At 57.4% G+C, this 14,236-nt stretch carries 11 protein-coding genes and 2 pseudogenes; 12 read left to right on the plus strand and 1 reads right to left on the minus strand.

The window, feature by feature from the left end:
* The first annotated feature begins 33 nt into the window (after positions 1-33).
* The 8 genes from GOX53_RS22825 (at position 34) to GOX53_RS22860 (ending at position 7,565) form a co-directional block, all read left to right on the plus strand.
* On the plus strand, positions 34-1,083 hold the full coding sequence (locus GOX53_RS22825; RefSeq protein ID WP_171180508.1) for an ester cyclase: 1,050 nt from the start codon (positions 34-36) through the stop codon (positions 1,081-1,083).
* A 1-nt stretch (position 1,084) separates the two neighbouring features.
* The gene (locus tag GOX53_RS22830) at positions 1,085-1,852 is read left to right on the plus strand and encodes an SDR family NAD(P)-dependent oxidoreductase (RefSeq protein WP_171180510.1); all 768 of its coding nucleotides are present in this window, start codon (positions 1,085-1,087) and stop codon (positions 1,850-1,852) included.
* Complete coding sequence (locus GOX53_RS22835) at positions 1,852-2,871, plus strand: LacI family DNA-binding transcriptional regulator (protein ID WP_171180512.1); 1,020 nt, start codon at positions 1,852-1,854, stop codon at positions 2,869-2,871. The genes GOX53_RS22830 and GOX53_RS22835 overlap by 1 nt, the downstream gene beginning before the upstream one ends.
* Complete coding sequence (locus tag GOX53_RS22840; protein ID WP_171180514.1) at positions 2,868-3,842, plus strand: ester cyclase; 975 nt, start codon at positions 2,868-2,870, stop codon at positions 3,840-3,842. The genes GOX53_RS22835 and GOX53_RS22840 overlap by 4 nt, the downstream gene beginning before the upstream one ends.
* A gap of 151 nt (positions 3,843-3,993) precedes the next feature.
* The gene (locus GOX53_RS22845; protein WP_171180516.1) at positions 3,994-4,956 is read left to right on the plus strand and encodes a cupin; all 963 of its coding nucleotides are present in this window, start codon (positions 3,994-3,996) and stop codon (positions 4,954-4,956) included.
* A gap of 100 nt (positions 4,957-5,056) precedes the next feature.
* A complete protein-coding gene (locus GOX53_RS22850; RefSeq protein WP_171180518.1) occupies positions 5,057-6,181 on the plus strand; it encodes a cobalamin-independent methionine synthase II family protein in 1,125 nt (374 codons plus the stop codon).
* Positions 6,178-6,873, plus strand: coding sequence for an alpha/beta fold hydrolase (locus GOX53_RS22855; protein ID WP_171180520.1), 696 nt, complete (start codon positions 6,178-6,180; stop codon positions 6,871-6,873). Before GOX53_RS22850 ends, GOX53_RS22855 begins: the two co-directional genes overlap by 4 nt.
* On the plus strand, positions 6,870-7,565 hold the full coding sequence (locus GOX53_RS22860) for an RraA family protein (protein ID WP_171180522.1): 696 nt from the start codon (positions 6,870-6,872) through the stop codon (positions 7,563-7,565). The genes GOX53_RS22855 and GOX53_RS22860 overlap by 4 nt, the downstream gene beginning before the upstream one ends.
* A 202-nt stretch (positions 7,566-7,767) precedes the next feature.
* Here GOX53_RS22860 and GOX53_RS22865 read toward each other — a convergent pair.
* Positions 7,768-8,478, minus strand: a pseudogene (locus GOX53_RS22865) (IS6 family transposase).
* A gap of 135 nt (positions 8,479-8,613) precedes the next feature.
* Here GOX53_RS22865 and GOX53_RS22870 point away from each other — a divergent pair.
* From GOX53_RS22870 to GOX53_RS22885, 4 genes and pseudogenes are all read left to right on the plus strand, one after another.
* Positions 8,614-9,587 (plus strand): annotated as a pseudogene (locus tag GOX53_RS22870) (IS5 family transposase).
* A gap of 659 nt (positions 9,588-10,246) precedes the next feature.
* Complete coding sequence (locus GOX53_RS22875) at positions 10,247-10,849, plus strand: helix-turn-helix domain-containing protein (protein ID WP_171180524.1); 603 nt, start codon at positions 10,247-10,249, stop codon at positions 10,847-10,849.
* 486 nt (positions 10,850-11,335) lie between these two features.
* A complete protein-coding gene (locus GOX53_RS22880) occupies positions 11,336-13,015 on the plus strand; it encodes a BCCT family transporter (protein WP_254446711.1) in 1,680 nt (559 codons plus the stop codon).
* Between the two features lie 28 nt (positions 13,016-13,043).
* Complete coding sequence (locus GOX53_RS22885; RefSeq protein WP_171180526.1) at positions 13,044-14,000, plus strand: glycine betaine ABC transporter substrate-binding protein; 957 nt, start codon at positions 13,044-13,046, stop codon at positions 13,998-14,000.
* Positions 14,001-14,236: the final 236 nt, after the last annotated feature.

Raw genomic sequence — 14,236 nt, forward strand, 5'->3', positions numbered from 1 at the left:
AGAGAAGCAGATAACACAATGCGAGATTTCGCAATGGACGCACATTCTACCCACAAGGCCCTGATCGCGCCGTTGCGCGAGGCCATGTACAACTTTGACGAAGCCGGCGTCCGCGCCGCGCTGCAGGCGGTGATTGCCCCCGATGCCGTCATCCACATGCCGCATCCGTTCGGCGACCTGACCGGGCCGCAGGAACTCTACGACACGTGCTATGCACCGCTGCTGAAATCCATGCCTGATCTGGAACGCCGGGATTGGATCGTGATGGCCGGGCGTACGGAACATGGCGATGATTGGATCGGCTGTGGTGGCCACTACGTTGGTTCCTTCGTCGCCCCCTGGTTGGACATCCCGCCGACGGGGCATCTGACCCATATGCGGTTCCACGAATTCTACCGCTTCGAAAATAGCAAGGTTGTCGAGATCCAGACGCTCTGGGACATCCCCGAAGTGATGATGCAAGCCAAAGCCTGGCCGATGGCCCCGTCACTGGGGCTGGAGTTCTGCATTCCCGGCCCGGCGACGCTGGACGGCATCGTGCCTGGACCGTGGGATGAGGCGAAATCTCAGGCCTCGTGCAACCATATCGTCGACATGCTGGACCATCTGAAGAAACACCCCAGTCAGGGTGGGCCCGAAGTGATGGAGATGGAACGGTTCTGGCATCCGCGCATGAACTGGTACGGCCCCGCCGGGATCGGCACCGGGCGCGGAATCGCAGGCTTCCGCAACTGGCACCAGATTCCGTTCCTGAACGGTATGCCCGACCGCGGCAAATACGTCGAAGATATCATCTACCATTTCTTTGGTGACGCCGAATATGCTGCCGTCACCGGGTGGCCGAACATGATCCAGACCGTCACCCATGATGGCTGGATGGGAATTGCCCCGTCGGGCAAAAAGATCACCATGAGGTCGTTGGATTTCTGGCGATTGGAAAACGGCCTGATCCGCGAGAACTGGGTCATGGTCGATCTGTTGGACGCCTACCGCCAACTGGGCGTAGATGTCTTTGCCCGCCTGCGAGAGTTCAACAAGGCACGTGTACCGGGCACAATTCCGTTCCCGGTCGGCGAGGTCTGATATGCCCCAATTTCCCAGCACCCCAAGTTTTGACCTGAGCGGCAAGCGCGCGCTGGTCGCCGGAGCTTCGTCCGGCATCGGCATGGCCTGCGCCGTGGCGCTGGCGGAACATGGTGCTGAGGTCACTTTGGCGGCGCGCCGTACTGGCGCGCTGCAGAAAATTGCGCAGGACATGTCGGCGCGGGGGTGGTCTGCCAAGGTTCTGGAACTGGATGTTTCGGACATCCCGGCGACCGCTGAAGCCGTGGCGCAGAACGGGCCATTCGATATTCTGCTGAACTCCGCCGGGCTTGCCCGTCACGGCAAGGCCGCGGACACGCAACCGGATGATTTCGATGCAGTGATGGGCGTCAATGTCAAAGGTGCTTATTTTCTGACCCAGGCCGTTGCCAAAGGCTTGCTCGATACCGGTCGCCCCGGTTCGCTGATCAATATCTCCAGTCAGATGGGCCATGTCGGCGGTCGCGAGCGCGCCGTGTACTGTGCGTCGAAATTCGCGGTTGAAGGGTTCTCCAAGGCGATGGCGCTGGAATTCGGTCCTTTGAAGATCCGGGTCAACACGATCTGCCCCACCTTCATCCTGACGGATCTGACAAAGTCGACTTTCGAAGACCCGGGCAAACGGGCCTGGATTCTGGACAAGATAAAACTGGGTCGCCCGGGAGAGATTGAAGACATTATGGGGGCCGTCGTCTATCTGGCCTCGGATGCGTCGGCATTGGTGACCGGTACGGCATTGATGGTGGACGGAGGTTGGACGGCGGACTGATGGCGACACACAAGGTTACATCTTTGGAAGTCGCCCGCCTCGCAGGGGTTAGCCAATCTGCGGTCAGTCGGGTATTCACGCCTGGTGCATCGGCGTCCAAGAAAACCGTAGAAAAGGTGCGCAAGGCCGCCAAAGAATTGGGATACCGCCCGAACGTTTTGGCCCGTGCAGTGGTGTCCGGGAAAAGCCGGATCATCGGCCTCGTCGTTGCTTACCTGAACAACCAGTTCTACCCTGAAGCGCTTGAAAAGCTGACGAACGCTCTGCAGGAGCGTGGATACCACGTGCTGATATTCATGGCTTCGCAACAGGCTGGCAACATTGACAGTGTGGTCGAGGAAATCCTCGACTTTCAAGTTGACGGCATTGTCGCCGCATCGGTGGCTCTGTCTTCGGACCTGTCGGGCCGGTGCAGGGCGGCGGGTGTACCGATGGTGCTGTTCAATCGGGCGCAGGACGATCCGGCCATGTCTGCGGTGACATCGGATAATTTCGCAGGAGGGCGCAAAGCTGCTGAATTCCTATTGGCCGGGGGACATAAGAAAATCGGCTACATTGCCGGGTGGGAAGGCGCTTCGACCCAGCGCGATCGAGAGGCGGGGTTCATGGCGGCGTTGAGGGAAGCCGATATTGAACTGCATGCCCGCGACGTGGGGAATTTCGTAACCGAACAAGCCCAGGAAGCTACACGTCGTATGTTCGCCAATGATCCGCCTGATGCGGTATTTGTGGCCAATGATCACATGGCCATCGCCGTCATGGACACCCTGCGGTTCGAACTGAGCCTTAATGTCCCGCAAGACGTTTCGGTCATTGGGTACGACGATGTCACTGTAGCCTCATGGCCAGCCTACAACTTGACCACAATTAGGCAGCCCGCCAATCGCATGGTCGCGGAAACCGTCGATATTCTGCTCAGTAAGATCGAAGAGCCGGAGATCGGGCCGCGCCGCGTGGAAATCGACGGCCCTCTCATTGTTCGCGGCTCCGCCCGCATACCTGAAGGATGGAAGACATGAAGGGATTTGATCCCAAATTCAAAGACTTCCCTGATTATATCATCGGGATCACTAAAGAGATTTGGGAGGATCGTGGCATTGCCACTCTGCACCACTATTATACGCCAGATATCGTAGTGCGCTCGCCCGGTTCGGTTGTGGTTGGCAATCAGGGCGTTATCGCCGCCACAATGGCGACCCTTGCCGAATTCCCAGATCGCACATTGCTTGGCGAGGATGTGATCTGGTCGGGAACCCCGGAAGAGGGCATGCTGTCGTCGCACCGCCTGCTGTCCACGGCAACGCATTTGGGCGACGGAGTCTATGGCAAGGCGACCGGCAAAAAGCTTGTTTATCGCATCCTAGCCGACTGCCATGCCATCAATAACCAGATCAACGACGAATGGCTGATCCGCGACCAGAGCGCGATCGTGCAGCAGATGGGCTGGGATCCCAAGGAATACGCCCGCGACCTGATCGCGCGAGAGGGCGGACCGGACGCCTGTATTCAGCCCTACACGCCCGCAAACGATCAGCCTGGCCCTTATAAAGGCCGTGGCAATGACGACGAATGGGGCCAAAAATACGCCGACATCCTGACCCGGATCATGAATGCCGACATGGGCGTGATCGAGGCAGAGTATGACCGCGCCGTCCTGTCAGAATATCCCGGCGGCACCACAGGACATAGTTGGGGGCCGGTGGATCGGTTCTGGATGGGCCTGCGCGCTTCTTTCCCGAATGCAGAATTCAAGATCCACCACCAGATTGGCCGCGACGATCCGATGATGCCACCCCGCGCCGCGATCCGCTGGACGTTGCATTGCAAACACGATGGCTGGGGTGTCTTTGGTGTACCGACCGGGGCCGAGGTTTTTGTGCTGGGTATCAGCCAGGCCGAGTTTGGCCCATGGGGTCTGCGCAAGGAATATACGTTGTTTGACGAAACTTCGATCTGGAAACAGATTCTGCTGAAAACCGGCGATCTCTAGAATGTCGCACCGTGTCTCAAATCTGGATGCCGGACAGGCGTTGCGGAGGTTCCACGTCCACCGCGCCAGCCTGCGCGCCCGGCGGCTGAACAATCGCCCGCCAGGAGGTTTGGTTTGATCCTATCAAACCCAAATCGAAAGGAGACAAGATATGAGTACCATCGAAAGCCGCATCGTCCGTTATGGCGAACTGAAGCCCTGCAAAACGGCCTTCATCGACGCCCACACGCCGGGGTCCGACCAAAAAGAAAACTTTACCATCATCGGCGGCGGCGTCAGCGAAAGCCCGGACCAGCACGTCCACATCACCGACAAGATCGGGTTCAACATTGGCGCAGCGGGACAACCGCCGAAATGCCGCAACTCGCTGCATAGCCACACCACCGCCGAAGTCTTCTTTGTTGCTAAAGGCCGCTGGCGGTTCTTCTGGGGTCGTTACGGTTCCGCAGGTGAGTTCATCGCCGAGGAAGGCGACATCTTCAACATCCCGACTGGGATCTTCCGAGGGTTCGAGAACGTGGGTCAGGACTACGGCATGATCATGTCGATGCTGGGCGGCGACGACGCCGGTGGTGGTGTGACCTGGGCTCCGCAAGTCATTCAGGATGCGCAGGCCCATGGCCTGGTACTGGGCAATAACGGCGTACTATACGACAGTAAGAAGGGCGAAGAACTACCGAACAATGTGCAGCCCATGCCGTTGCTGACCGAGGAAGAGCTGAAAGCGTATCCCGAAGTGCCGGTTGATGCGGTGATCGGCAAATATGTCGCCCGTTACTGGGACCTGATGGCGCTGGCAGCGGACAAGCCTGCGGTTGTGATCGGTGAAAATGGCCTGATCAAGGATAAGCCCGGTTTCGAGGTCGATTTCCTGACCCGTGGTTCGGCCGTGGCAGAACAGGTCAAGGCGGACAAGCCCGTGGTTCTGATGCCGGCAAGCGGCCATTGGCGCATCAAGATCAATGAGGTCGAGACCACTCTGTCCAATGGCGATACCGCGCTGGTTCTGCCCGGTGAAAGGTACAGCGCCGAGCCGTCGATGACCGGCGAAGCGGGCCTATATCGTATCACCGCAACCGACGATCCGGCCGGGGCGACCTGGACGGGTGCATAACGCCAAAATTTCGTGTCCCGGTTTCAATCGGGGCGCTCAGCGCATCCTGTGCCGGGTTTCCGGCCCGGCGCAGGATCAAGATTTGAATGGAGATGAATACATGACCTGCATTTCAACCACCCATGTGGGAAGTCTGCCGCGCAGTCAGGAGGTTGTTGACTTCATCTTCGCGCGGGAGCGGGAGGAACCGTTCGATCAGGCCGCATTCGATGCCTGCATGACCGCTGCCGTGTCCGAGACCGTGCGCAAACAGACCGAGGCCGGGGTTGATATCGTCTCGGACGGTGAGACCTCAAAAATCTCTTATGCCACTTATGTGAAGGACCGCTATACCGGCTTTGCCGGAGACAGCCCACGCAACGCGCCGGCGGACCTCAAAATGTTTCCGGGCTTTCTGCAACGTTTGGCGGATGACGGCGGAACGCCGCAATATGCGCGGCCCATGTGCGTGGGTGAGGTACGCTCGAAAGGGCAGGGTGAGTTGCAGAAGGACATAGGTAATCTCAAGGCTGCCATGGCCGAACACGGGGTCGAACGCGGTTTTATGAACGCCGCCAGCCCCGGGGTGATTTCCCTGTTTTTGCAAAATGATTTCTACCCAACGCGTGAGGCCTATCTGGCCGCGCTGGCCGACGCGATGAAAGAAGAATATGAGACCATCGTTGGTGCGGGTCTGGATTTGCAGCTGGATTGCCCGGATTTGGCCCTGTCGCGCCATATGCTGTTCACTGATCTTTCCGATGACGAGTTCGTGAAAATCGCCGACATGCATGTTGAGGCGCTGAACCACGCGTTGCAAAACGTCCCATCTGAAAAAGTGCGCGTCCATATTTGCTGGGGCAACTACGAGGGTCCTCATTGCTGCGACATCGGCTTGGACAAGGTTTTTCTGACCCTGATGGCCACAAAGTCGCTCTATGTGCTGTTCGAAACCTCGAACCCGCGTCACGCACATGAATGGACGGTGTTCCGCGACCGCAAGGGAGAAATTCCGGATGACAAGGTTCTGGTACCCGGCGTGGTCGACACCACGACCAACTTTGTTGAACACCCGGAACTGATCGCGCAGCGTGTTGAGCGGTTTGCGGACATTGTTGGGTCTGAGCGGGTGATCGCGGGGTCGGATTGTGGCTTTGGCACCTTTGCGGGCTTTGGCGCGGTCGATCCGGATATTGCCTATGCCAAGCTGCGCGCGCTTGCCGAAGGGGCTGCCCTGATCAAATGACGCCGCTTGTCCTCCTGCCCGGAATGATGTGCGATGCGCGGTTGTTCACCCCGCAGATTGACGCTTTGTCGGGCAAATACCCGATCCTGTCTGCACCCATTGGCGGACAGGACACGATGCAGGCGCTGGCCGCTGATGTGTTGGTTTATGCGCCGGAACGTTTCGCCTTGGCGGGGCTATCAATGGGCGGCATCGTGGCGATGGAAATCCTGCTTCAGGCACCGGGTCGTGTGGCCGGTGTGGCATTGATGGACACCAATCCCCTGGCAGAATTGGACGAGGTCAAGGCCAGGCGCGGCCCTCAGATTGATGCCGTCGAACGCGGCAACCTGCGCAAGGTGATGGCTGAAGAGATGAAGCCGAACTACCTGACGGATGGCCCGCGCCGCGCCGCCATTCTGGATTTGTGTATGGATATGGCCATGGATCTTGGGCCGGACGTTTTCATCAATCAATCCAAAGCTCTGCGTGATCGCCCTGATCAGAGCAACACTCTGCGCGACTTCACCGGCGCATCACTGGTTCTCTGTGGGCGCGACGATGCCCTGTGTCCCGTCTCGAGGCATGAATTGATGCACGATCTGCTGCCACAGAGCCGGTTGGAGATCATCGAAAACGCTGGCCATCTGCCAACTCTGGAACAACCGCAACAAACCACGGCGGTTCTGAACCGCTGGCTGGAGATGATATGAACCAATCCCTGCTGGACCTGCTGAAAAAGGTCGACACTCCGACTGTCTGCAACGCCATCGAAGTGGCGCAGGGCAAGCGCGGTTTCAGTGATTTTACCCGGGGCACAATGGTGTGCTCTGATCCCGATGCAGGCGCGATTGTGGGATATGCCCGTACCGCGAAGATTGCCGCCGTGAACCCGCCGACCGAGGCACCTGACGTAATCCGTGCGCGCCGTATGGATTACTACCGGCACATGGCCTCAGGCAGCGGCCCATCTGTGACCGTGGTGGAAGATTTGGATTATCCCGACTGCATCGGCGCCTATTGGGGTGAGATCAACACTACGGTCCACAAGGGCTTTGGCATCAGCGGCGCGCTGACCAACGGCGTGATGCGGGACCTCGGCGACCTGCCGGATGGATTCCCGGTGGTTGCCGGGTCTGTCGGGCCAAGCCACGGGTTCGTGCACGTGAAAGAGGTTGGAACACCGGTGACAATCTTCGGCCTGTCTATCAAAGACAGAGACCTTGTGCATGCCGACCGGCATGGCGCTCTGGTGATCCCGCCCGAGGTGGTGGACGAGCTTGAACAGGCGATCATCAAGCTGCTTGAAACCGAAAAACTGATCCTTGATCCCGCGCGCGCTACAGGGTTCGACTTGGACGCCTTCGAAAAAGCATGGGCGGCGTTCGAAGCCTCGCGGACTTAGGAGCACGAGGCCGTTAACTGGAAAAAGGAAACCGGTAGAGTCGAGATATCCCGGAGGCGGTTACGCTCACCCAGCTTACAAAGTTGAGCGGGTGAGCTGAGCGCGGAAGTAAGCAACATTGAACGCCAAACCCGGAAGCAGCCATTGAAACGGCGTTGCCCACTTGTTTGCATGCGCTCGAATGCAACCTGATCTGCGTCCGTCAGGCATTCATTTCGAGGGCATAGCCATTCCATAGATCGAACACATCGGATCTGGCATGGTGGTAGGATGTGGCGGTGAGGTGATGGCGGCGGGGTCGAAACGTCGTGTTGATCTGATCGTGGGCTGCCAGAAATCGTTGCGTCTGCCGCGGCGACTTGAACCGCCCCATGAGTTTCTCTCACTTTCGGGTCGGCCTATGCGATCCTTCAATCCGGTTGTTCAATCCCTTGTGCACTCGGTGATCGGCATTCGGTGCGAGATCGCGGATTGGCTTGATGTAACTCCGCAGTTTGTCGGTAATAGCAACCCGCGGCTGACCAAACCGGTCGATCAGGTGCTGTAGGAACCGCCTTGCAGCCTTGGCATTCCGGTGCCTCTGCACAAGAATATCAAGTACATCCCCGTTCGCATCCACAGCCCGCCAGAGCCACTGTTTTACGCCATTGACTGGGATGACGACCTCGTCGAGGTGCCACTTGTCGGCGGCAGCGGGTCGGTCGCGTTTGATGCAATCAGCGAAATGCTGGCCGAACCGGTTCACCCAAATCCGGACCGTTTCCCGGCTGACGATCACTCCGCGTTCGGCGAGCAGATCCTCGACATCCGCAGCGCTGAGCGCAAACCGATGATACGCCCAAACCGCATAGGCAATAATCTCACGCGGATAACGAAAGCCTTTCAGGCGCGGCATGGTCGTCGGCTTCTTCATGCCACCCAACTATCCAAAAGTAATACCGCGAACAAGTTGGCAATGCCTGCCCTAATCTTACCATTTGCGACGGCATTGTTGCACAAAGTCTCAAGGAGGATTCATCTTGTGCATCCGGCGTGGTAACCGGCCTGCGTGAGCAGACCTATCCCGCCAAGGTACAAGACCAAGAACTGGCCAGCCTACAACGAAGCCCTCAAGCAACGCGACTCCCTGACCGTCTGATTCGATCCGGACATGGCTTGAATGCCGCCGCCGACCGGCAAGCGAGGCCGGCAGCCGCAATATAGCGACGCGGCGATCCAGACTTGTCTGACGATGAAGGACCTCTTCGGCATGGCCCTCCGGCAAACGACAGGCTTCGTCGAAGGCCTCCTACGCCTGATCGGTTTAGACTGGGCGGTGCCGGACTTCAGCACGCTGAGCAGGCGACAGAAGACCTTGGCTGTGAGTATTCCCTACCGCGGCTCCCAGGGGCCGCTGAACCCGCTGATCGACAGCACCGGCATCAAGGCCCCCTCTCGGCAGTATCCTGCGGATGCGCCTGCAGGGCAGTGGAGAGTGAAGGCAAATGGCATGCGCGCAAGCATGGCGGTGCGAAACGCCGTCTATGGCGCAAGATCTAGATAGACGTAGATGAACAGACGCTGAAAATCCGAGCCATCGAAGTTACCGGTCGCAGCGTCGGGGACGCTCCCGTGCTGCCAGAACTGCTTGGCCGGATCCCGGCTGATGTGGAGATTGGCACAGTCACCGCGGACGGGGCCTATGATACGCGAGAGTGCCATGACGCCATTGCTGACCGTGGCGCCCATGCCGTCATCCCGCCCGGGAGGAACGCCAAACCGTGGAAGCCGTCGACTGCAGCCGCCACTACCTGGAACGAGGTCACCCGCGCCTCGAAGTACCTCGGCCGCGCGATCTGGCGAAAGTAGAGCGGATACCATCGCCGAAGTCGCGCCGAGACGAAGATGCATTGCACGAAGCTGTTGGGGCAGTGCCTCATGGCACGCGACTTCGATCGCCAGGTCGCCGAAATCCAGATCCGCGCTGCCGTGTTCAATGTCTACACCGCGCTCGGCATACCCGTCACAGAGCCCGCGGGATAAGTATGCCTGGGGAAAGGGGAAGTTTGGGCTTCACGCTCTTTGCGCAACAAAGCCATCGCTTTTGTTTAGGGCACGAAGGTGGGTAGAACACCCACTTTCAGATGGCGATGTGGGGAACTCTGAATATGGTCCTGCTAGTTGCGGCTAGCGGAACTTGACAGGAAGCGACCTCCCAAAAGCGAGAATCGAGGCCGACTGTTGAAATCTGCATTGGATGGCTCCTCTTCTTGCAGTTGATGACAACTGCACCACAGCGCATCGCGATGCCGATGGAGCAGGAGGCATCCACTTAATCCCGCAACCTGCGAATTGGCGATCTGACGCTCGCTGCAACGTGCATAAACGACCGGTCTCTCCGCCGCATCGCGGTACGATCTGCAAAGCGGTTGCGGTATTTTTCGCGCTACGTGCGCGCGCAGCACAAAATCACTATGACTGCCTTGGGCTCGGAGCAACTATTTGCCGCGTTCGGGGTGAGTGGCTACTATCCCGCAAACATGGGATTCCACGCGCTCTCGCAAACAACGCCCTTCAATTGTCCTCGTCTTTCTGGCAACGAGCGTTTGACAGGGTAAAGGGAGCACGTTCGTTCCACTATCTTGGAATTTACACTATGTTAAGTTGCCTGGCGGAGGCGCCCAAATAAAGGATTCACCATAATGGCGAGCTCTTCTCATATAGCAAAATCAGCACCCGATATAGGCCAAGCGGTTAAAGCCGCGCGGAAGGCGCGCGGGCTGACCCTCGAAGGGCTGTCGGAGCGAACAGGGGTTTCAAAGTCGATGCTGTCGGCCATTGAAAGGCAAACAACCAATCCGACATTCACAATCGTTTGGGCGCTGACGCAGGCCCTGGGCATTGATTTGACAAATATCGTGGGCGGCTCTCAGTCGGACCCGATTGAACATCTTCACGGCTACTCCACACCTATGCGCCGTAGCAAGGACGGGCTTTGCGAGTTATATATGCTAAATCCCCGACGCACGGTGTTGCCTGTCGAGTGGTACAGACTGGTCATGAAAGTTGGCGCCGCATTGTCGTCCAAGCCCCATGCTCAGGGCACATTCGAACATTTGACATGTTTGACAGGTTGCCTGTCGGTTACAGTGGATGGACGGACTGTAAAGGCGCCGGCAGGAGACACGGTAAGGTACAGCGGCGACAAAGATCATTGCATCAACAACTGTGCCGACGAAGAGTCAACCGGCATTCTCTTGGTCGCGCAGCCCGCGCAATACAAATCACAAAACCCGACAGCATGAAAGTTTGACAGACCAAAGAGTTTCCACTATCTAGGAAAAATCTTGGATGTTGGATACTTGTTTGGCTACCAGGTAGCTCTCAGATCTACTGGACGCGCAGAACATTTCCGACCCAAAATTTTCAACCTGAGAGGAGCAAGTTCTTCCTCTTCAGCTGTGTCAGTGCATCAGTTTCAGTAACCTTGGAAAGTCGCCGCAGGATGAGAGAAGTGTCTTTTTCTCTGACAGCAAGAAGGGACAAAGTCCCGGTAAGGCTTCGGCATGCGAGCAAGGAACGAGCGAGAATTCGAAACGAATATGAGAATGGCGCGGGTCAGGTCGACGGTGAAATCCCGCTCACGTTGGCGGAGTGAGAACCCATCATCAAGGACGGGCTCAAGAACCTGAATGGTCCTGATTGATGCGACTTCGAATGGATGGAAGAAATCTGACGCCATGTCGGTTGCCAATTTTGAACACCCAGCCGTCCAATAAGGGAAGAAGACAATGAAGCCACCACTGATGTACTTGCCGATTGCAGTATCGGAATCCGGTTTTTATGAGGGGTTCTCGAAAGCGGTAGCGTTGTCTGCCAAGATCCTTGTGGGGCTGCTTGTGGTCTGGGCGGTGGCATTCCCAGATAATGCCGCAGAAACCCTCGGAGCGCTCAATACCTTCATTTTGGGCAGCTTCAACTACTGGTACGTCTACGCGGTGGGGTTCTTTTTAGTGCTTTGCCTTGCATTGGCAGCCCTGCCCGCGTCCGGTCGCCTTCGGTTGGGTCAGGACCACGAAAGGCCGGAGTTCTCGAATTTTTCCTGGTTTTCGATGATGTTCAGCGCGGGCATCGGAATTGGTATGCTGACCTTTGCATCCGCGGAACCGATCTATCACTTCCAGAACAATCCGAATATCATTATGGGTGATGTCGCTGCGGCGTCCGCCGAGTCCGTGCGTTCGGCCTATGTCTGGTCCTTTGCGCATTGGGGGCTCTCCGCCTGGGGCGCTTATGCGATAGCCGGTCTGGCGCTTGCCTATTTCTCGTACCGCCGGGACTTGCCTTTGACGATCCGTACTGCGCTCATACCGCTGTTTGGAAAGGCGCTTTCCGGACCTCTGGGACATGTGATCGATGTTGTGGCGGTGGTCGCTACCGTGCTTGGCGTGTCTCAGACCCTGGGCTTTGGAGTTGAGCAGTTTGTCGCCGGCCTTGCGCGTATCGGCGTCGGCGATTGGCTCCTGGTAACTGGCGCAGATGGCGCACAGAAGGCTTCGGTTGCGGCAATCATCGTTGCGCTTTTGGTCATCATGGGTGGCTCAACCTTGTCGGCACTCTCGGGCGTCGGAAAAGGGATCAAGTGGCTTTCAAATACCAACATGGGTCTGAGCTTCTTCCTGTTGGCGTTCTTTCTTTTCTTCGGGTCGACTCTGTTCAGCCTCAAGGCGTTCTTTGTCGGCATATTCGACTATCTGATCGCTCTGCCGAGTATCAGTTTTACCGTCTGGTCCGATGACGGCACGGAAGCCGGCGCGGCGCTGGCAGGCTGGCAAGGCGGATGGACAGTGTTTTACTGGGCCTGGTGGATTGCGGTAACCCCATTCACGGGCCTCTTCCTGGCCAAGATTTCGCGGGGACGTACCGTACGTGAGTTCATTCTCGGCGCGATGATCATTCCTGCAGTCATGTGCTTCGTCTGGTTTTCCTTTGTCGGCGGCACGGCGATAGACCTTGAACTCAATGGTGCCGCGGAAAACTCCATTCTTGGCGCCAGGATCTCTGATCAGCTTTACGCGACGCTGGCCGTTTTGCTTACTGACGGGTTGACCTGGGCGTTCTCGGTAATCGTTGTTATTCTTCTGCTAACCTACCTGGTTACGTCTGCCGACTCTGCGGTTCTGATCATCAACACGATCAACGCCGCCGGCGATGACAGCCCGAAAGGCCGCGTGCACATCATCTTCTGGGGCGTCGCGATGGCCCTGGTTGTTGGTGCTCTGCTTGTAATCGGTGGACTGGGAGCGATCCAGACAGCGATGGTTATCGCCGCTCTTCCTTTCAGCCTGGTGATGGTCCTGATGGGGATTTCTCTGATCAAAGCCATCTACAATGACAGCCGCAGGATGGCGAGTGGTGTCCCGGCGACGGCCGAGTTAGCTCCTGCGACCGTCGATGTATCTGCGGAATAAAACTTGCAAGTTACGAAAGGACTTCGAAATGAAAGCGCGTAAATCATTTGCGGCGATCTGTGTGGCGTCCGCGGTAACTGTCACTTCCACTGCCTGGGCTGCTGACATGGTCATTGGCGTCCCGAACTGGCCATCAGGACAGGCAACGGCTCATGTGCTAAAGGCTGCTCTTGAAGACAGATTGAGCCTTGATGTCGAACTGCGAGACAGCACCAATGCCGCAATGTTCGCAGCCATGGATGCCGGGACAATGCATGTCCACCCCGAAGTGTGGCTACCCAGCCTTGATTACCTCAGACGGGAATATGTCGATGGCAGGAAGACGGTTAAGGTAAAGGCAAGCGGCCCAAAGGGAACGCAGGGAATGTGCGTGACCAAAGGCACCGCAGAACGCACGGGCATCACTGATCTCAAGGAACTGTCAAACCCCGAGATGGCCAGAAAATTCGATGCCGATGGCGATGGAAATGGCGATGTCTGGATCGGGGCCGAAGGTTGGACATCGACCCTGATTGAACAAATCCGCGCACGTTCATACCGGTATGACCGGACGATGAACCTCCTGATTATGGATGAGGGCGACGCGCTTGCGGCACTGGACACGGCGGAGGATCAGGACAAGAATGTCGTATTCTATTGCTATGCACCGCACTACATGTTCGAGATCCACGACCTCGTGATGTTGAACGAGCCACCGCATGAGAGTTCGAAATGGTTGATCTTGCCACCGACCGAAGTCCCCGGTTGGCTGGAGAAATCGACCGCTGGTGTCGCTTGGGATACCGATGATCTCCATATCAGCTACGCAACCGCATTAGAGACAGCGCAGCCCGACGCCGTCGCAATGCTGAGCAAGGTATCTCTGGAAACTGACACATTGTCCGAATGGACCTATGCACTAGCCGTCGAAAACCAGGATCCGTCTGCCTTTGCTGCCAAGTGGATTGAAGATAATGTCACAACTGTGGACAGTTGGTTCCAATAGCCGTGAAACGGGACCGTGTTGCACGGATCATAAATGAGGCGAATTCGCCCCTTACCCCATGACTTCAGAAGACGCGTTCATATTCCGCACGACCATCGCTTGTGCAGTGACGTCGGGAGATCGAGATCGGGACAAGTTAGAAACGTGCATTGCTGCAATTTGGCCCAAGTGCAGCACTAATGGCTATGGGCGAACGGCCTGTATCCGCAGCGTTCGATATGAACGTCGCCTGCCGA

Origin of the sequence: Ruegeria sp. HKCCD8929 (genome assembly GCF_013031405.1) — a bacterium.
GTDB lineage: Bacteria > Pseudomonadota > Alphaproteobacteria > Rhodobacterales > Rhodobacteraceae > Ruegeria.

Bases quoted from the DNA above. Each gene is read 5' to 3' on its own strand.
- GOX53_RS22845 (WP_171180516.1), top strand. From the start codon at position 3,994: ATGAGTACCATCGAAAGCCGCATCGTCCGTTATGGCGAACTGAAGCCC.
- GOX53_RS22885 (WP_171180526.1), top strand. From the start codon at position 13,044: ATGAAAGCGCGTAAATCATTTGCGGCGATCTGTGTGGCGTCCGCGGTA.
- GOX53_RS22860 (WP_171180522.1), top strand. From the start codon at position 6,870: ATGAACCAATCCCTGCTGGACCTGCTGAAAAAGGTCGACACTCCGACT.
- GOX53_RS22880 (WP_254446711.1), top strand. From the start codon at position 11,336: ATGAAGCCACCACTGATGTACTTGCCGATTGCAGTATCGGAATCCGGT.
- GOX53_RS22875 (WP_171180524.1), top strand. From the start codon at position 10,247: ATGGCGAGCTCTTCTCATATAGCAAAATCAGCACCCGATATAGGCCAA.
- GOX53_RS22835 (WP_171180512.1), top strand. From the start codon at position 1,852: ATGGCGACACACAAGGTTACATCTTTGGAAGTCGCCCGCCTCGCAGGG.
- GOX53_RS22830 (WP_171180510.1), top strand. From the start codon at position 1,085: ATGCCCCAATTTCCCAGCACCCCAAGTTTTGACCTGAGCGGCAAGCGC.
- GOX53_RS22850 (WP_171180518.1), top strand. From the start codon at position 5,057: ATGACCTGCATTTCAACCACCCATGTGGGAAGTCTGCCGCGCAGTCAG.
- GOX53_RS22855 (WP_171180520.1), top strand. From the start codon at position 6,178: ATGACGCCGCTTGTCCTCCTGCCCGGAATGATGTGCGATGCGCGGTTG.
- GOX53_RS22840 (WP_171180514.1), top strand. From the start codon at position 2,868: ATGAAGGGATTTGATCCCAAATTCAAAGACTTCCCTGATTATATCATC.
- GOX53_RS22825 (WP_171180508.1), top strand. From the start codon at position 34: ATGGACGCACATTCTACCCACAAGGCCCTGATCGCGCCGTTGCGCGAG.